This is a genomic window from Thalassotalea sediminis, assembly GCF_030295915.1.
Classification (GTDB): Bacteria; Pseudomonadota; Gammaproteobacteria; order Enterobacterales; family Alteromonadaceae; genus Thalassotalea_C; species Thalassotalea_C sediminis.
Map to the genome: position 1 here is coordinate 2,354,611 of NZ_AP027361.1, position 16,719 is coordinate 2,371,329.

Below are 16,719 nucleotides of genomic sequence, written 5' to 3' on the forward strand. Positions count from 1 at the left end.
AGTGCTTAAATAATTCTGTCTAATTTACTACAATTTAAAGCCGGTCGCCACAAGATAAACTTCTCGTGACCTTGCTCGTGAAGATTGCGGTTTCCTCACTTTAACCACTTTAAACGCTTGCTTCACTTCTTGCATGAATTGATCAAAGCCAGCCCCTTGAAACACTTTGACCACAAAAGCACCGTTTTTCTTTAGTACTTGGTTGCACATATCTAAAGCCAGTTCGACCAAATACATACTTCGTGCTGCATCGGCGGCGTCATTACCGGTAAAGTTAGCAGCCATATCTGACATGACAACGTCAATGTTTTTACCGTCAATTCGTGTTAATAATGCATCAAGTACCGCATCTTCACGAAAGTCCCCCTGCAGAAAATCAACGCCTGCAATGGGGTCCATTGCGAGTATATCGCAAGCCACAACCTGCCCTGTATCACCAACTGCTTTAACCGCATACTCAGACCAACCTCCGGGTGCAGCACCAAGATCAACAACCTTCATGCCAGACTTAATCAACTTGTCTTTTTCATTGATTTCTTCAATTTTAAAAACAGCGCGAGAGCGCAAACCAAGCTTTTGTGCTTTTTTTACATATTCGTCGTCGAAATGCTCTTGCATCCATCGTTGACTACTATTTGATAATTTCTTTTTACTCATATCCAGTGTACAGCCGGCTTTGCAAGATAATATGCATCAAACAAAACAGGTTTTATTAGTATTACAAACAAGATGGAGTTAAAATAGTGATAATTCAAGCTAACATGTAACGAAATTTTTTAATGAGTTTAAATAAAAAACAAATTCAGTATTTAAAAGGCGAAGCCCATTCGTTAAAACCTGTTGTACTTTTAGGAAGTAATGGGTTAACAGAAGCGGTTATCGCTGAAATTGATTATGCACTTAATCATCACGAATTAATCAAAGTAAAAATCCCTACGGACGATAGAGAAGTAAAAGGGTTAATTGTTGATGCTATTTGTCAAGAAACTAACGCGATAAAGGTACAAGTTATTGGTAAAACACTTGTGCTTTATCGTCAAAGTGATGAAAAGAAAATTCATATTCCTAAATTATAAACATCGTTAAGGTGTTAGCCTTAATTCGTTCTGTTTATAGTCGACAAATTTATTGCTAAATAACACCAATGTGAATAAATTGGTTTAGCGAAGTCGACAATACGAGTGAGTAATAAGCTTACTTGAGAATAAAAAATGCCGCTTTTATTAAGCGGCATTTTTTATTTTATAACCCCGTATTTCTCGAAAAATCTCCACCTTGCCCGGTTTCTTTTAATTCACCGTTAACAAAATACAGATAAGTACACTCATCACGCGTCGTTAATCCATCTTTATGGATACGGTTAGTGCGATAAAACAACACTTGAATCGTTTTATCATCTTGTTGATAACTTTCGTTAAAATCTGCTACCCCAAGCTTGCGAGATGCGTCCACAAAACTCGAACCAATGTTTAAACGGGCGATTTTTTTACGGTTATTGTATTCACGATCTGAAAAGTCTGAACTGATCATGTGGTCATCATCACCACCAACAGACACTACACAGCCTGTTAAAGATAAACTAAGTGGTGCAACAACTAATAATGCAATAATCGATTTTTTCATAATTAACTCTCATGTTATTTTTGTATATTTCAATAGCATTCAATTAGCAATTCTTAAACCAAGATTAATAACCCCTTGTATTATTTATATTTTCTAGAGTTTGACTAAAATAAAACCAAGACTTTTTGTGTAGATTTGGCTAAAATATCGTTTTTTATACAAAGATATATGTGCAATATGACCATCAATGACGAGATATTAACCGCTGCGAATAAGCTTGCCAATCAAGGTATTAAGCCAACCGTTGCATTAATTAAAACGAAACTAAATACACCAGTGCCATTACCACGCATTATTTCAACATTGAAAACTTGGCAGCATGAACCAACGTTTACTGAAGTAAACACTACACTGCCTCCTATAAAACAAGTAAACGACAACATTCTAGCTGAGCAGTTACAGCATGCAATTACCGAAGCAATAGCGCCACTTAAAAAAGAGGTGTTAACGTTACAAAAAGAAATTCTTCAACTCAAAGCGATCATACAAAAAGACGATTAGGCCTTTGCGCACACCTGTTAGTCTTCGATATAAATATCAGGGGTTAAACTTGTCATAAATTGACAAAGATTATCAGCGATTTTTTTGTGTGGCTTGCGACCAACACGCTCTACCCACACCTCGCCGTTATCATTATTTACTGTTAAAATAATATCGTCTTTATCTGTTAGCGCAAAAAATAAAGTAATATCTTGCTTAAGTTTTTGCTTCATTAAGATATGACCAATGAGATTTTGTTGAAGTCTTTCAAAATCTTTTTCACTCCATGCAAACAAGAGTTGTAGATTACCCTCTTCACAGTTTGCTGGAATACTCTCACTGTAGTGCACGGTAAAATACGTTTTAATACTAGGGTGAATGTTAAAGCCAATAGCACGCTCAACATTATCAAATATAAGCGTTTCTTGGATTTTCATTGGCTGCCATGTTTTTAGCTCTTCATTAAATGAATCGAGCTCGCAAGGAGATGGCCAATCATCATCGGCTTCAACGACAGGGTAATGACCAAGCTTACTTTTAAAGGCGCTAACATAATTTTGTCCAAAATTTAAAACGGCATCACTAAGTTGTCGTAACTGTTTCGTTTCCATCTCGCCTCTACTTTCATTACAATATGCGCTAATTTATTTTATCGATCTTACTTTATTATATTTCTATGAGCCAATATAAAAACGCCAGTGAACTTGAAAACCTATCGTTAGGAAAAAACACTGAGTATGCAAGTCAATATAATCCTGACCTACTTCAAAGTGTCCCAAGAAGTTTAAACAGAAATGAACTTGCATTAATTGAAGGTCAGCTTCCATTTATAGGTGAAGACATATGGTATGGCTATGAAGTATCTTGGTTAAATAGTAAAGGAAAACCAATCGTCAAAGTCGCCGAATTTCGCTTTCCTTGTACAAGTCCTAATATTGTCGAGTCAAAATCTTTCAAGCTTTACCTCAACAGCTTTAACCAAACTAAATTTCCTTCTGAACAAGCGGTTAAAGATGCGATGGTTAAAGATCTATCAAAAACAAGTGCAGCTAACGCCAAAGTCACGCTATATCCAGTAGACAATTGCCCTGTTCTAGCGATAAAAAACCATAGCAGTCAATGTATTGATGATCTTGATATAGAAATGAATGACTACCAACTTTCTTCTGCACATTTATCAACAGAAAGTAATGAAGAGGTCACAGAATCGCTTGTTTCGCATTTATTAAAGTCTAATTGTTTAATTACCAACCAGCCAGATTGGGCGTCTTTGTTTGTTGAATATCAAGGACCAAAAATAAGTCATCAGGCACTGTTGAAGTATGTTATTTCCTTTAGAGAGCACAATGAATTTCACGAACAATGTGTCGAAAGAATTTATTGCGACATTATGGAAATATGCAAACCAACCAAGCTTTCTGTTTATGCACGATATACAAGACGAGGTGGCCTTGATATCAATCCATTTCGTTCTAGTCATCAACAACAACCGAAACCAGCCAGAACATTGAGGCAATAAAACAGAGAAAACTTGTAACAATTTGTGGCTAAATCAAAGAATCGCTAGATATTTTAACATATCTCATTTTTCTATACTGACAATTTGAAAACTTGCGTATATTATTAATTATACAAAATTTATTCCGCGCATAGTTATTTTTGACACGTTAATTTCCGTAACAAATGCGACGAACGAACAAAGAAATTAAAGTTTACTTTCAAAGGACGTAATACATTCATGACGGGCAACAAAGCTGTCGATAAAGAGCTTATAGTATTAAAACGTAAACTTGATGCTGCAATTACTGCTAGAGCTGATGTTGAAAGCGACTTAACACATCAATCCGTACTACTGACTGAGTTTATTATTAAACTTAGTCAAATAGCTAAAGGTGTTGATGTTTCATTAGATAATAAACTTGCAAAATTACGACAATTATTTAATAGCAAAGCATCAATTAGTGACATTGAAACGCTCATAAATGATACTTCGACGTTACTATATAAGTATTCAACAAAGGCAGATAATGAAATCCGCGTACTACGAGACAACTTTCACAGCGCTGGAAAATCATTACAAAAAATTAATGGTCTGCCAGATGACTTACGCCGACAACTCAGAACATTATTAAAGGATAATGAACAAAGTAAAGATGCCTTATCGCAATATATACCATTATTAACCCAGTTAGTTTCGCTTTATCAAATAGCGTTAAAAAAAGGAAATATTGCAGAATCAACGAATGGCTTGCTTTCAAAAACACACCATGTAACTAACCCAGCAGGCAGAGAAACATCCAATAAAGGTATAATAAAGAAATTTAATGATTTTCTAAGCAAAATAAACATTTCTAGGAAGTATCAAGAGCAAATTCAACGTATTCGTGCTCAACTTTCCGATAATATGCCGAATGATAAATTGTTTGATTCCTTCTTAGCGACTTTTGATGTTATAAGCCAAGATTTAATTCAAGAGCGCAACACAGCTAAGGTTTTTCTATCAACATTAAGCGATACGTTAGCGACAGTTCAGAGTGCTGTAACAGATACTATAGAGTCTCATGAAGAAAAACACGAGAAACTCAATTTACTTAATGAACGTATGCAAAAACAGCTTAATGATATGGCACATGAGATTGAAAGCGCCAATTCTTTAGTTGATATTAAAGTAGAGATTAACGAAAAGCTACATACTATTGCATCAACACTTGAAAAGAAAAAATCATATGAGGCAATACAACAAAAGCAGTTCACCGAACAACTTGAGTCAATGTCAGAAAAAGTCAATAAACTTGAAATACAAAGCCGAGCCTTTGAGAAACAAATTAAAGAGCAGCAGGCTAAAAGTTTAGAAGATGCGCTAACAAAGCTATACAATCGTGCTGCATTTGATGAACACTTTCATAAGGAAATAGCTCGCTGTCAACACAACAAGCGTCCTCTTGCAATTGTTGTTGCTGATTTAGATAATTTTAAAAATATAAACGATACTTATGGCCATACTGCAGGAGATAAGACACTGCAAGTTATCGCAAATACGTTAAAAAAACATCTAGAGAAACATGCTTTTGTTGCTCGCTACGGTGGTGAAGAGTTTGTTTTTGTTTTCAATGATATTGAAAAAGACAATTTAATTCATACGTTAAATTTACTACGTAAAACCATCGCCAAATTGCCCTTTAAGTTCAGAAATGACAAGGTCAGTATGACTATGTCTATCGGCGTTACTCATATAAGAGAAGGCGATAATGTTCATATTGCCTTTGAACGCGCAGATAAAGCGCTGTATGAAGCAAAAGAAAAAGGAAAGAACCAAGTTATTTACATCGATTAGCAGCTAGGGAGTCGCCAATGCACGTACAATTTAATCCCCTTGGAAACATGAATCTCCTGTCTCCTATTGAAGTCGGTAAATTGCAAGAATCTGCTTCAAGTAACCTACATCAACTGTATCGAAACTGTTCATTGGCGGTATTAAACTCAGGCAGCCATACCGATGATGCAGAAGCAATTTACCAACAATACAAAGACTTTAATATTCAGGTGCTGCGCAGAGAGCGCGGTGTAAAATTAGCCTTAGAAAATCCGCCCGAACACGCTTTTGTTGACGGAAAAATTATACGAGGAATTCAGGAGCACTTATCTGCAGTATTGCGAGATATTTTGTTTACTAATACACGTTACGACCACAACATGGTTGATGGTGCGAATATAACGCACACTACCTTTGATATTCTTCGTAATGCAAATGCGATTTTACCAGACAGTGAACCAAACCTAGTGACCTGTTGGGGCGGTCACTCAATAAATGATGTCGAATATCAATATACAAAAGAAGTTGGTTATCAACTCGGTTTGCGAGCATTCAACATCTGTACAGGTTGTGGACCCGGTGCGATGAAAGGCCCAATGAAAGGTGCAACAATTGGCCATGCAAAACAACGCAACTATAATGGCCGTTATATTGGATTGACTGAACCCAGTATTATTGCCGCAGAACCACCAAACCCAATGGTTTCAGAACTTGTTATTATGCCAGATATTGAAAAACGATTAGAGGCCTTTGTTCGTATGTCTCATGGCATTATTATTTTTCCTGGAGGAGCAGGTACTGCGGAAGAATTACTATATATATTAGGGATATTATTAAACCCTAAAAATAAAGCCCAAAAGCTGCCAATTATTCTAACAGGGCCAGCGTCTAGCAGTGAATACTTTACCCAAATAGATAAATTTATTGCTGCAACATTAGGCGAAAAAGCGCAAGCCCTATACGAAATAGTTGTTGATGATGCTGAACTCGTTGCAAAAAAAATGAAGGCTGGGTTACAAGATGTGTTAACGTATCGCAAACAAACTGGCGATGCTTACCATTTCAATTGGTCATTAGTAATTGAACAAGACTTTCAGCAACCATTTATACCCAACCATGAAAATATGGAAAGAACACAAATTAGTTATGAAATGGATGTAGCAACATTGGCTGCAAACCTACGACGCGTTTTTTCAGGTATTGTTGCTGGCAACGTAAAATCTGAAGGGATAAAAGAAATTCGAAAACACGGGCCTTTCACTGTTTCAGGTGACGAAAAAATTATGACATTAATGGACAAACTACTTAATTCATTTGTACAACAACAACGCATGAAGTTACCTGGTAGTGAGTATACACCATGTTACAATGTTGTCGGGAAGTGCTAGATGTCTGTACATGTTGTACTTATCGATGCGATGAACCTTATTCGCCGAATTTATGCAGTACAAGAGCGCCCCTTTCTGCTCAATAATGAGTTAGCAGATAACACTAAGCAGCAAGTACTCCATAATACTCAGCAAGCGTGTAACGTTGCGTTAAACAACATTATTGAACAAACGTCACCAACTCACGCGTTGGCAGTATTTGATAGCCTAACACCAGGGTGGCGCTATCAACTCTATCCTGACTATAAAGCTGGTCGAAAAAAAATGCCACAACACCTGGCAGATACTTTACCTAGTATCCAAGATGGTTTTATGGAACAACACGTTGATTCTTTAATATCCGAGACAGATGAAGCAGATGACCTGATTGCAACACTAGCAATCAAAGTGGCATTACGTGGTCAAAAAGTTACGATTATCTCAACGGATAAGTGTTTTCTTTCGTTAATTGGCAACCATATTCATGTTTACGATTATTTTAACCGCAGGCAACTAGATGAAAGCTATACACGTGAAAAATTTGATGTTGCTCCCGGGCAATTGATGGAGCTTTGGACGTTAACGGGAGATAGTACGAATAAAATTCCTGGTGTTCCAGGCATTGGACAAGTAACGGCTGCAGCTCTACTCAACAAATATGGTTCACTACAGGCAATCCTAAATGCCTCAGATATTAAAGCTAGCGTACGTGATAAGCTCGCTAAACACCACGATGATATAACCTTGGCGAAAAAGCTTTTACAGTTGAAACAAGACATTCCACTTGGCTTTAATCTCAAAGATATTCGGTTACCTTTAGCTGAGTTTACAGAAAGCCAGTAACTTTAGACCAGTTAATTGTGGTTAATTACTTTCAATGCTCTAAAGTTATCGTTATCCTATACAAAACTAAAATTACAAATATTTTCTCTATTAACAAATGAATAAAAAGATCATTTTTAGAATTTTTCTGGCATTAGCTGCATACGGTATATTCGTACTACTTGTCGTAAACTTTTACGATGACAGTCCGGCGAATATGCAATGGGAAGATCGAGAAGCTTATAATCGCCAGTTTATTAGTAAACTGAAGCTTGGCGAATTCACCTTTGAAGAAGCAATAGAAAAACTTGGTAGTCCTGATATTACGGAAGCTAAAAAAGCGGAAGAACGAAACTTTCAAGTATTGTTTTATCGCACACAACACGTAAAGTCTGATGGCATTACCACACAAGATGAATGCTCTTACTTGGTGTTTGTTGATAACGTATTGACCGAAATTGCTAAAGCTGATCGATATAAAGGGCTAGATAGCGTGATATCTGAATATGGGAAATCTCTAAATGCCTTGTCTGAACAAGCATTCCCTAACAATAACTAATTTAATTTCAAACACTTATTAAATTCAACAGTCGAAAATAGCGTTTAATATAATGCTACTAATGTCTTATTGTAAAACGATACATTTCCGTTAACCTACTATTTTTATACTAAACTTAGCCTAGCCTGAAAGTTTTCAGGCTAGCTTACTTCATGTAAGCGTGATATAAACCTGCGCAATTTCAAAGTAATCGCAAAAATTTTACTTTGGAAAATCAATTTTAACTTTTAAAGGATAAAAAAATGGCTAAACAAACCATCACAGTAATTCCAGGCGACGGTATTGGCCCAGATATTATCGACGCAACTATCAAAGTACTAGATAAAGCTGGCTGTGATTTTGACTATGAGTACGCAGATGCAGGGCTTGTTGCTTTAGAAAAGCATGGTGAACTCGTGCCAGAGGAAACACTTGAGTTAATTAAGAAAAATAAAATCACCTTAAAAGGTCCACTTACGACACCAGTAGGCGAAGGTTTTACGTCTATTAACGTAACCTTGAGAAAACAATTTCAGTTATATGCGAATGTTCGTCCAGTTCTATCCTTTAAAGGTACGAAAGCACGTTACGAAAACATCGATATCATTACAATTCGTGAGAATACTGAAGGTATGTATTCAGGCTTAGGTCAAACGGTTTCTGATGACGGTGCACAAGCTGAAGCAATGAGCTTGATCACTCGAGAAGGTGCTGAACGTATCGTTGAGTTCGCTTATGAAACTGCACGTAAAGAAGGCCGTAAAAAGGTAACCGCTGTTCATAAAGCTAACATCTTAAAATCTACTTCTGGTCTATTTCTAAAAGTTGCTCGCGAAGTTGCAAAACGTTATCCAGATATTGAGTCAACGGAGATGATCGTTGATAACTGTTGTATGCAACTGGTTATGAATCCAGAGCAATTTGACGTAATTGTAACAACCAACTTGTTTGGCGATATCTTATCAGATCTTTGTGCTGGCCTTGTCGGTGGTTTAGGTATGGCGCCAGGCGCAAACATCGGTAAAGATTGCGCAATTTTTGAAGCTGTGCACGGTAGCGCTCCAGACATTGCTGGTAAGAATTTAGCTAACCCTACTTCTGTGATTTTAGCATCAATTCAAATGTTAGAATATTTGGAAATGGGTGATAAAGCTGACGCTATTCGCAAGGCTATTACTGAAGTTATAGAAACGGGTGATCGCACGACACGTGACTTAGGTGGTACACACGGTACAACTGATTTTACAGACGCATTATTAGAGCGTTTATAAAAGTAAACATAAAAGGGTCAGATACAATTTATATTATAGGTATCTGACCCTTTTTATTAATTCATCCCAAAATACGGTGCGGGTGACAGTAGTCTCGCGTGTACTGTAATTTCTTCGCGATCATAATATAAGTGTTTCGCGTATAGTTCGTACTTAACCTGATGCTCTGAAAACATATCTTTGATCAATTGCAAATCGTCTTGTACTTGCTGATAACGCCCTTTCATCGGTAACTTTAAGTTAAAAATTGCTTCTTTACAGTCTCCGCGCAAGAGCCATTCTGCCATTAACTTTGCCACGCGTTGTGGTTTTTCAATCATGTCACAAACTAACCAATAAACATTTTGTTTTGCAGGTATATATTTAAAGCCATCTATCATCTTGTGCTTAACTTGGCCGGTCTCCATCAAAGACTCCGCCATAGGGCCATTATCGATAGAGGTTACCATCATACCTCGTCTAACTAACTGATATGTCCATCCGCCAGGAGCAGCTCCTAAATCAACGGCATTCATGCCTGATGTTAAACGTGATGGCCATTCATCTTTGGGAATAAAATATAAAAACGCTTCATCTAGTTTTAATGTTGATCGACTTGGTGCTTGTGAAGGAAACTTTAACCTTGGGATCCCCATTACATGTGGAGAAGTATTAGTTCCAAGCGAATAACCAAGGACAACTTCACTACCACTAAAAAATAATGCATGAAGCACAGCTCCTTCTTGCTCACCTTTCGGTGTTAGGATTTTTTTATTTCGCAACCCTTGCCTTAAAGGGACACTTAGTTTTCTACAAAATTTAGACAGTGCTTTACCATCATTCGTATCAGGCGTTTCCATTCTTAAATCAGCGTACTGCCAATCACTTCCAAGTTGCTCGATGATTGCTTCAACACGATCATAATCAGGAAGCGCTATTTTTTCCGTTAAAGTCACAAACCACTGTCGCGCAAATATTAAGCGCTTAAGTGGTAATTTAGACATTAATATTTCACCGTCATCAGGGTTATTTAGGTGAAAAAAGACTACACCTTGATTTTTAGATAATTGAAGGTAACCATAAATTTGGTTCCAAGCAGCTTTTTCTTGAATTTCTGCGCCACACTCTTTTTCAAAGCCTGGGCGACAATAAAGTACTATTGCGGTCATATTAATGTTTACGAATATTAAGGTGAATGAGTACTGACAGCCAAGCCAATGATAAAGAGATACCACCAATTGGCGCTAACTTGCCAATAGCTTGCCAATCAAAAAATGTTTTTATATATAAACTGCCACTAAAACATAAAATACCAAAAGCCAATAAACTCGCAGTAACAAGCATAGCTTTCGTATGTTTATTCTGCTTAGACATACATATAGCAAACAACGCTACAGTATGAATAAACTGATAAAAGTGTGCATCCTTCAACGTTGAGACTACTTCTACTGGTAAGGTATGCCCTTGGTGCGACAACCAAGCGCCGAATAATACAGAATAAGCACCACTAAGGCCAACAAAGACTTTGAAAAAATTTTCTATATTATTCATTTTCTAATACAAACCTTTCTATTTGACTTAATGCATCATTAAGGTGTTGATCGTGTGTAAAACCCGACTTTACTCTTGGTTTTAAGTCGTGATCTCCATCTGCCATAAACACCGATTTAACGTTGGCGGGTAATTGATAGCTTAAGACTTCCTCTTTATTTCCCAATTTGTCTCGCTCTCCTTGCACAATAAGTATAGGTAAGTCATTTTTTTTTATTGGCTCAAGCCTCAAATTATCAGGCTTACCAATCGGATGAAATGGGTATCCTAAGCAAACAACCCCTTGCACCGATTTTGTTAATACAGGGACATCAGCCAATTTACTCGTTAAGGTAACGGCAACTCGAGATCCCATGGACTTGCCAATCAAATAAAGAGGTGCAGTAAAAGAGTGTTGTACGATAACATCGGAAAAGCAGGACAAAAGCTTAGGCATGCGTTCAGGGGGATACTTTTTACCATCCGATTGTCGCTTGTCCATATAATTAAAGTTAAATCGCGTAACACTAAAATTACGTTCATTAAGCCCACTCGCTATATTGGTCATAAACCCTGATGATTTATCAGCGCCGGCTCCATGGGCGAATAGAAAATGTGCTTTAGGTTTATCAACTAAGTTTTCTATGTAACTAAAACTCATTACCTAATTCCTCTTCATTGGCAACAGTTTCTAACACCCATTCTCTAAAAGCAGCAATCTTACCAAGCTCCATCTGGTGTTCACGGCACACAATATAAAACGCATTTTTACTGATCAAAGAATGTTCTACGGGCATAACAAGCCTACCAGCATCTAATTCTGGCTGTGCAAGTATCCGTTGTGCTAATGCAATTCCTTGACCATGAACTGCTGCTTGTACCACCATGGCAGAATGGCTAAATATCGGCCCATGATTCACATTGGTCGCTTTAATACCTGCATCTTTAAACCAACGTTTCCAGTCTCTTCTTGAGGTATCATGTAATAGAGTATGATTGGTGAGATCTTGTGTAGATTTAAGCGGTTTAGGACCATCTAATAAAAGTGGCGAACAAACAGGGACCAAGTATTCAGTATGCAGTTTATCTGCATGTACTCCTGGCCAACGTCCTCGCCCATAGTAAATAGCAACATCTACATCTTCCGTTAACAAATGATCAGTCTGGTCAACGGCCTTAATCCGTACATCAATGTCGTTATTCAATACATTGAATGTGTGTAAGCGTGGAACTAACCACTGAATAGCGAAGCTTGGCTGTAAACTAACCGTTATTGCTCCCTTAGCACCACGAGCAAGTAACCTTTCTGTTGCATCTTGCAATGATCTGAAAACATCCTTTATATCTTGATAATAGGCTTGACCTTCTTCTGTTAGCAAAAGAGCACGATTTTTTCGCATAAACAATTTTAACCCTAAGTGCTCTTCCAAAGATTTAATTTGATGACTAATAGCAGCTTGAGTGACGAATAATTCCTCAGCTGCCCGGGTAAAACTCAATTGTCTAGCTGATGCTTCAAAAGCCTTTAAAGCATTGAGCGGAGGTATTCTAGTCGCCATTTCTTCTCGCTATTACATTAAATAAATATGACATTAATTTGCATAAAAAACCCACAAACCACAATCCGAACCAATCCATTAGTTTTTCTAATGCAAAACATTATAATTAGTCATTTTTAAATTAGCTAGTTTTTACTTATTATTTGCACCGTAGATGACGGACTACATCTTTTTACTACAACACAGACCAATGATTGTAGCAGGCAATGAATGTTCTCCCAACACATTCACGGAGCAAAGAAAAGGTCCCTAATCATCTATATGGATGTTTATTGAATTATATTAGGTGACAATCTCATGAAAACTATTAGCGTAATAACAGCTTTGTTTTTACTGACAATAAGTAATGCAAATGCTAAAAATGTAGCGTTCGAAAAAGCTCAGCCAGTGAATAAAGTTGAAATATCAACTTTAATACACAACGAAGTGAAAGCGTCTATGGCGGCTTTAGAAGCATCGTTTGAAATTAAAGCCACTAAAGCCTTAACTCCCATAAAGACAGCTAAACAAGGTAAAAAAGCTGAATTACTTGTTAAGACTACAGTACTTTCTGAATAACATTAATTTATACCGATTTGTCGATAACAAATCGTCGTTTGGTTAATGCTAGAAGCCCAAAACTCTAGCAAGATAAAAAGTAGATCTCTAGCTACTTTTATCTACGAGGACCCCATCTCCTCATATGCTCGCAAGCAAACTTTAGGCGCCTACTTTTGGCGCCTTTTTTATTTTTACTGACGAATAAAACGTAAAAAAAGGGTCAGGTACATTTAATGTTAGATGTACCTGACCCCTTTTTTAATTTGCTGCCTTATTCAGTAATAAGCGGCGCAAATGATTTAATTAAATCATCAATATCTTTCATTTGTGCTAAATAAGGCTCAAGTTTATCTAGTGGTAAAGCACATGGACCATCGCACTTTGCATTGTCTGGGTCTGGATGTGCTTCTATAAATAACCCTGCCAATCCTAATGCCATGCCACTACGTGCCAATTGCGCGGCTTGAGCGCGTCTACCGTCGGCAGAATCAGTTCTTCCACCAGGTTTCTGTAACGCGTGAGTTGCATCAAATATGACAGGTGCCATATTTCTCATTTCATCCATCGCGAGCATATCGACAATTAAGTTATTATAGCCATAGCAACTGCCGCGTTCACACAAAATAACTTGTTCATTACCTGCTTCTGCAAATTTTTTAATGATATGTCTCATTTCATGAGCCGCTAAAAACTGTGGCTTCTTCACATTAATAGCCGAACCTGTTTTTGCCATTGCAACGACAAGATCTGTCTGGCGAGCCAAAAATGCAGGTAATTGAATAATATCAACTACATCTGCAACTGGTTGAGCCTGTTCTGGTTCATGTACATCAGTGATAATAGGAACATCAAACGTTGCTTTAATTTCTTCAAAAATCCTTAAACCTTTCTCTAAGCCTGGGCCACGAAATGAATGAATTGAAGACCGGTTAGCTTTGTCAAATGATGCTTTAAAAACATATGGGATACCAAGCTTATTAGTAACTTCAACATAGTATTCAGCAATTTTCATCGCTAAATCTCTAGACTCTAAAACATTCATGCCGCCGAATAACGTAAACGGTTGATTATTTGCAACAGAAAGCCCACCAACCTTAACTTGTTCAATTATCATTTTTTATCCTAATTATCTACTTAGCCAACTGCTTGTAAAAATTGTCCACATAGCCACGCCATGTATGTACCTAAGGTATAACCTAATACCGCTAAAAGCACACCTACAGGTGCTAATGACGGATGAAATGCTGACGCAACAATAGGCGCAGAAGCAGCACCACCAACATTTGCCTGACTACCTATAGCCATATAAAACAAAGGAGCTTTAATTAATTTAGCAACGATAAGCATTAGCGATGCATGAACGAGCATCCAAATTGCGCCAATCACAAAATATAATGGCGTATCCATTATCATTCTAACATCCATTTTCATGCCAATAGTTGCGATCAATACATAGAGAAATGCACTACCAACTTTCGATGCACCTGCCCCTTCTAAGTTTCTCACTTTAGTAAACGATAGAATAATACCAACAGTACTGGCGAATATTACCATCCAAAAAAACTTACTATGAAAACTAAACTTACCCAAACTCGGATGGTTTTCAACAAAGTACGGTGTAACAATATCAGCAAATAAATGCGCAAAACCTGTAACACCAAGGCCTACGGCAACGATAATCATCAAATCAGCTAAGCTAGGAATACGTGAATGCTTCGCATGAAACTGTTCAACTTTTTCTTTAAGTTCATTGATGGCGCTAACATCTGCACCTGATTTTTTATCTATTGAGGCTGCCCTACCTGACATAATAAGTAGCACCGCCATCCATAAATTGGCAACAATAACGTCAACAGTAACCATGGTTGAAAAAATAGCATCACCTGCACCATATATTTCTTTCATTGCGGCTTGGTTAGCACTGCCGCCTATCCAACTTCCTGCTACCGTTGTCATACCACGCCACGCCGCCTCTGGCCCTGAAACCCCAATAAGCTCAGGTACAACCGCTGAAACAATGAGTAGCGCTATTGGCCCTCCAAGAACGATACCGAGAGTACCTGTGAAAAATAAAATTACCGCTTTGCTGCCTAATCGCTTAATCGCCTTAATATCGATACTGATCGTTAGCAGCACTAAACAGGCAGGTAACAAATAGCGTGAAGCAACATAATAAAGCTGTGAATCTTCACCACGAATAATATCAAAGGTATTTAATAGTGAAGGCAAGAAGTAGCAAAGTAATACGGCGGGTACAACGCTGTAAAACTTTTTCCAAAAAGGTGTTTGGCTATGTGAGGTATAAAAAACCCAACCTAACATGATGGCAAAAATACCGAGTATTGTTGCATCATTTGTTAATAAAGGTGCGCTCACAGTTTCTACTGTTGAAGGGTCGGCAAACATAATTTATCTCCAATTTGTTTGTCTTGTTATTATTTTTAACAACGATCAGTGTAACACGGTATCGTCTAGATTAATGTTATCAAGCTGAAACTTTAATAACTGTGCTGCGGGGTCTTTTGGACATTGTTCAACAAAATATTGATAGTCATCGTAAGCAACTTTGAAACAGTCAAGTTGATGCAATAAGAAACCTCTATCTCGCCTCTCAAACGGATCTTCAGGCTTTATTGCTAACAATAAATCAACACATTTAAGTGCTTTATCAAACTGCAATTCATTTATCAGGCTATTCTTTAACAAAGTAAGGTGTTCAACGAGACTACTTTGTATCTCCATGGGGGCTAAATACTGACTATTAGGTTCATTAGGAAGACCATCTAATCGGCGATCTAACTCTTGCCAGTTTAGGGATTCACCCGTTATAGGATCAAAAATAATTGAATAAACATCGTCACAAATTATCCGCACCATAATCTCTTCTGGCACGTAAACTATTTCAGCTTCTAAATTGCATTGAGTAACAATATGTTGAACGACCGCGGCCTTTAATACGGGAGATAACACTCTATGTTCAATTGCAGCTTCAATCGTTGTTGCCATCACCGGCCACAAGGCTCTTGTTTTATCGATAAATAACTCATCAACATATAGTGCATTAATTAAACATTCCGCCTGAGCCATTGAATCATCAATATCGGCAGTAGCTTGTTTACAAGTTTCGATAATGTTCGACAACGCATCGTTAAACTGCCCACTTTGAGCATTGTCAAATATATGTTTTTCAATTAACGCCAAAGACGACAATAAATTACTTTGTTCAGATGTTAACTCTGACAACAACAAATCATTCATTTAACTTACTATTATTCCTCATTACTTTTTTAGTGATGTAAACTAAGCGGAACACACGTTAGAACATAATATTTTCTTTAGCTAACGCTAAACGAACAACTAATACAATCCAACCAAGTGCACCAATATAACCTATTACTTGCATCAAGCGATTTCTAGCAAGCTTTAGCGTGTAATAAGCTGTAAGAATATAAAACACAACAGCTAATAACTTTTCTGCTAACCAGGTATGATCCAGCGGATTCCAACCCACTTGCACCATAAGCGCAATACCAGCAAGTAATAAAAACGTATCAATTACATGGGGAGCAACTTTAACCCATTTCTTTTCTAGTTGCTTAGAAGCAAGTAATGTCCAAATAAACCTTAATGTAAATAGTGCGACACTTAACGCAGCGAGTGTCATGTGCAAATGTTTAAACATCTAATACCCCTTTAA

The 16,719-nt window shown here is 37.3% G+C and carries 20 protein-coding genes; 9 read left to right on the forward strand and 11 right to left on the reverse strand.

Annotated elements, in window-relative coordinates; genetic code table 11:
* Positions 1-27: 27 nt before the first annotated feature.
* Positions 28-657, reverse strand: a complete 630-nt coding sequence (gene rlmE, locus QUE09_RS10800; RefSeq protein WP_286232770.1) for a 23S rRNA (uridine(2552)-2'-O)-methyltransferase RlmE — start codon at positions 655-657, stop codon at positions 28-30.
* A 122-nt stretch (positions 658-779) separates the two neighbouring features.
* On the opposite strand from rlmE, the gene yhbY reads away from it, so the two are divergent.
* Positions 780-1,076, forward strand: coding sequence for a ribosome assembly RNA-binding protein YhbY (gene yhbY / locus QUE09_RS10805; RefSeq protein ID WP_286232771.1), 297 nt, complete (start codon positions 780-782; stop codon positions 1,074-1,076).
* Positions 1,077-1,242: 166 nt separating this feature from the next.
* Here the strand turns inward: yhbY and QUE09_RS10810 are convergent, their stop codons facing one another.
* Positions 1,243-1,623, reverse strand: a complete 381-nt coding sequence (locus QUE09_RS10810) for a DUF3192 domain-containing protein (protein ID WP_286232772.1) — start codon at positions 1,621-1,623, stop codon at positions 1,243-1,245.
* A gap of 177 nt (positions 1,624-1,800) precedes the next feature.
* Here QUE09_RS10810 and QUE09_RS10815 point away from each other — a divergent pair, with 177 nt between their 5' ends.
* Positions 1,801-2,124, forward strand: a complete 324-nt coding sequence (locus QUE09_RS10815; RefSeq protein WP_286232773.1) for a hypothetical protein — start codon at positions 1,801-1,803, stop codon at positions 2,122-2,124.
* A 17-nt stretch (positions 2,125-2,141) separates the two neighbouring features.
* Here QUE09_RS10815 and syd read toward each other — a convergent pair whose 3' ends face one another.
* Positions 2,142-2,714 (reverse strand): SecY-interacting protein, encoded by a 573-nt coding sequence (gene syd, locus QUE09_RS10820; RefSeq protein ID WP_286232774.1) that lies wholly within the window; start codon positions 2,712-2,714, stop codon positions 2,142-2,144.
* A 65-nt stretch (positions 2,715-2,779) separates the two neighbouring features.
* Here syd and queF point away from each other — a divergent pair, with 65 nt between their 5' ends.
* The 6 genes from queF (at position 2,780) to QUE09_RS10850 (ending at position 9,414) form a co-directional block, all read left to right on the forward strand.
* Positions 2,780-3,622 (forward strand): NADPH-dependent 7-cyano-7-deazaguanine reductase QueF, encoded by an 843-nt coding sequence (gene queF / locus QUE09_RS10825; RefSeq protein ID WP_286232775.1) that lies wholly within the window; start codon positions 2,780-2,782, stop codon positions 3,620-3,622.
* 219 nt (positions 3,623-3,841) lie between these two features.
* Positions 3,842-5,437, forward strand: a complete 1,596-nt coding sequence (locus tag QUE09_RS10830) for a GGDEF domain-containing protein (RefSeq protein WP_286232776.1) — start codon at positions 3,842-3,844, stop codon at positions 5,435-5,437.
* Positions 5,438-5,454: 17 nt separating this feature from the next.
* Positions 5,455-6,804, forward strand: coding sequence for a nucleotide 5'-monophosphate nucleosidase PpnN (gene ppnN / locus QUE09_RS10835; protein ID WP_286232777.1), 1,350 nt, complete (start codon positions 5,455-5,457; stop codon positions 6,802-6,804).
* The gene (gene xni, locus QUE09_RS10840; protein ID WP_286232778.1) at positions 6,805-7,626 is read left to right on the forward strand and encodes a flap endonuclease Xni; all 822 of its coding nucleotides are present in this window, start codon (positions 6,805-6,807) and stop codon (positions 7,624-7,626) included.
* 97 nt (positions 7,627-7,723) lie between these two features.
* Positions 7,724-8,164 (forward strand): DUF3192 domain-containing protein, encoded by a 441-nt coding sequence (locus QUE09_RS10845; RefSeq protein WP_286232779.1) that lies wholly within the window; start codon positions 7,724-7,726, stop codon positions 8,162-8,164.
* Between the two features lie 242 nt (positions 8,165-8,406).
* Positions 8,407-9,414 (forward strand): isocitrate dehydrogenase, encoded by a 1,008-nt coding sequence (locus tag QUE09_RS10850; protein WP_286232780.1) that lies wholly within the window; start codon positions 8,407-8,409, stop codon positions 9,412-9,414.
* A gap of 56 nt (positions 9,415-9,470) precedes the next feature.
* On the opposite strand, the gene rlmM is transcribed toward QUE09_RS10850, so the two are convergent.
* The 4 genes from rlmM to QUE09_RS10870 are packed head-to-tail and all read right to left on the reverse strand — an operon-like array spanning position 9,471 to position 12,482.
* Positions 9,471-10,562: a 23S rRNA (cytidine(2498)-2'-O)-methyltransferase RlmM gene (gene rlmM / locus QUE09_RS10855; RefSeq protein ID WP_286232781.1), complete on the reverse strand. Its 1,092-nt coding sequence runs from the start codon at positions 10,560-10,562 to the stop codon at positions 9,471-9,473.
* A 1-nt stretch (position 10,563) separates the two neighbouring features.
* Entirely contained in the window at positions 10,564-10,944 is a 381-nt protein-coding gene (locus QUE09_RS10860) for a DUF423 domain-containing protein (protein ID WP_286232782.1), read from the reverse strand.
* Positions 10,937-11,584: an alpha/beta family hydrolase gene (locus QUE09_RS10865; RefSeq protein WP_286232783.1), complete on the reverse strand. Its 648-nt coding sequence runs from the start codon at positions 11,582-11,584 to the stop codon at positions 10,937-10,939. Before QUE09_RS10865 ends, QUE09_RS10860 begins: the two co-directional genes overlap by 8 nt.
* On the reverse strand, positions 11,574-12,482 hold the full coding sequence (locus QUE09_RS10870) for a transcriptional regulator GcvA (protein WP_286232784.1): 909 nt from the start codon (positions 12,480-12,482) through the stop codon (positions 11,574-11,576). The genes QUE09_RS10865 and QUE09_RS10870 overlap by 11 nt, the downstream gene beginning before the upstream one ends.
* Before the next feature lie 297 nt (positions 12,483-12,779).
* On the opposite strand from QUE09_RS10870, the gene QUE09_RS10875 reads away from it, so the two are divergent.
* Positions 12,780-13,040, forward strand: coding sequence for a hypothetical protein (locus tag QUE09_RS10875; protein WP_286232785.1), 261 nt, complete (start codon positions 12,780-12,782; stop codon positions 13,038-13,040).
* Positions 13,041-13,293: 253 nt separating this feature from the next.
* Here QUE09_RS10875 and kdsA read toward each other — a convergent pair whose 3' ends face one another.
* The 4 genes from kdsA to QUE09_RS10895 are packed head-to-tail and all read right to left on the reverse strand — an operon-like array spanning position 13,294 to position 16,704.
* Positions 13,294-14,136 (reverse strand): 3-deoxy-8-phosphooctulonate synthase, encoded by an 843-nt coding sequence (gene kdsA / locus QUE09_RS10880; RefSeq protein ID WP_286232786.1) that lies wholly within the window; start codon positions 14,134-14,136, stop codon positions 13,294-13,296.
* A gap of 20 nt (positions 14,137-14,156) precedes the next feature.
* The gene (locus QUE09_RS10885; RefSeq protein ID WP_286232787.1) at positions 14,157-15,428 is read right to left on the reverse strand and encodes a DUF819 family protein; all 1,272 of its coding nucleotides are present in this window, start codon (positions 15,426-15,428) and stop codon (positions 14,157-14,159) included.
* 45 nt (positions 15,429-15,473) lie between these two features.
* Entirely contained in the window at positions 15,474-16,280 is an 807-nt protein-coding gene (locus QUE09_RS10890; RefSeq protein WP_286232788.1) for a tetratricopeptide repeat protein, read from the reverse strand.
* 58 nt (positions 16,281-16,338) lie between these two features.
* Entirely contained in the window at positions 16,339-16,704 is a 366-nt protein-coding gene (locus tag QUE09_RS10895; protein WP_286232789.1) for a SirB2 family protein, read from the reverse strand.
* Positions 16,705-16,719 lie beyond the last annotated feature (15 nt).

Excerpts from the sequence above, each read along its gene's own strand:
- rlmE (WP_286232770.1), bottom strand. The coding sequence starts at position 657 with ATGAGTAAAAAGAAATTATCAAATAGTAGTCAACGATGGATGCAAGAG.
- yhbY (WP_286232771.1), top strand. The coding sequence starts at position 780 with ATGAGTTTAAATAAAAAACAAATTCAGTATTTAAAAGGCGAAGCCCAT.
- QUE09_RS10810 (WP_286232772.1), bottom strand. The coding sequence starts at position 1,623 with ATGAAAAAATCGATTATTGCATTATTAGTTGTTGCACCACTTAGTTTA.
- QUE09_RS10815 (WP_286232773.1), top strand. The coding sequence starts at position 1,801 with ATGACCATCAATGACGAGATATTAACCGCTGCGAATAAGCTTGCCAAT.
- syd (WP_286232774.1), bottom strand. The coding sequence starts at position 2,714 with ATGGAAACGAAACAGTTACGACAACTTAGTGATGCCGTTTTAAATTTT.
- queF (WP_286232775.1), top strand. The coding sequence starts at position 2,780 with ATGAGCCAATATAAAAACGCCAGTGAACTTGAAAACCTATCGTTAGGA.
- QUE09_RS10830 (WP_286232776.1), top strand. The coding sequence starts at position 3,842 with ATGACGGGCAACAAAGCTGTCGATAAAGAGCTTATAGTATTAAAACGT.
- ppnN (WP_286232777.1), top strand. The coding sequence starts at position 5,455 with ATGCACGTACAATTTAATCCCCTTGGAAACATGAATCTCCTGTCTCCT.
- xni (WP_286232778.1), top strand. The coding sequence starts at position 6,805 with ATGTCTGTACATGTTGTACTTATCGATGCGATGAACCTTATTCGCCGA.
- QUE09_RS10845 (WP_286232779.1), top strand. The coding sequence starts at position 7,724 with ATGAATAAAAAGATCATTTTTAGAATTTTTCTGGCATTAGCTGCATAC.
- QUE09_RS10850 (WP_286232780.1), top strand. The coding sequence starts at position 8,407 with ATGGCTAAACAAACCATCACAGTAATTCCAGGCGACGGTATTGGCCCA.
- rlmM (WP_286232781.1), bottom strand. The coding sequence starts at position 10,562 with ATGACCGCAATAGTACTTTATTGTCGCCCAGGCTTTGAAAAAGAGTGT.
- QUE09_RS10860 (WP_286232782.1), bottom strand. The coding sequence starts at position 10,944 with ATGAATAATATAGAAAATTTTTTCAAAGTCTTTGTTGGCCTTAGTGGT.
- QUE09_RS10865 (WP_286232783.1), bottom strand. The coding sequence starts at position 11,584 with ATGAGTTTTAGTTACATAGAAAACTTAGTTGATAAACCTAAAGCACAT.
- QUE09_RS10870 (WP_286232784.1), bottom strand. The coding sequence starts at position 12,482 with ATGGCGACTAGAATACCTCCGCTCAATGCTTTAAAGGCTTTTGAAGCA.
- QUE09_RS10875 (WP_286232785.1), top strand. The coding sequence starts at position 12,780 with ATGAAAACTATTAGCGTAATAACAGCTTTGTTTTTACTGACAATAAGT.
- kdsA (WP_286232786.1), bottom strand. The coding sequence starts at position 14,136 with ATGATAATTGAACAAGTTAAGGTTGGTGGGCTTTCTGTTGCAAATAAT.
- QUE09_RS10885 (WP_286232787.1), bottom strand. The coding sequence starts at position 15,428 with ATGTTTGCCGACCCTTCAACAGTAGAAACTGTGAGCGCACCTTTATTA.
- QUE09_RS10890 (WP_286232788.1), bottom strand. The coding sequence starts at position 16,280 with ATGAATGATTTGTTGTTGTCAGAGTTAACATCTGAACAAAGTAATTTA.
- QUE09_RS10895 (WP_286232789.1), bottom strand. The coding sequence starts at position 16,704 with ATGTTTAAACATTTGCACATGACACTCGCTGCGTTAAGTGTCGCACTA.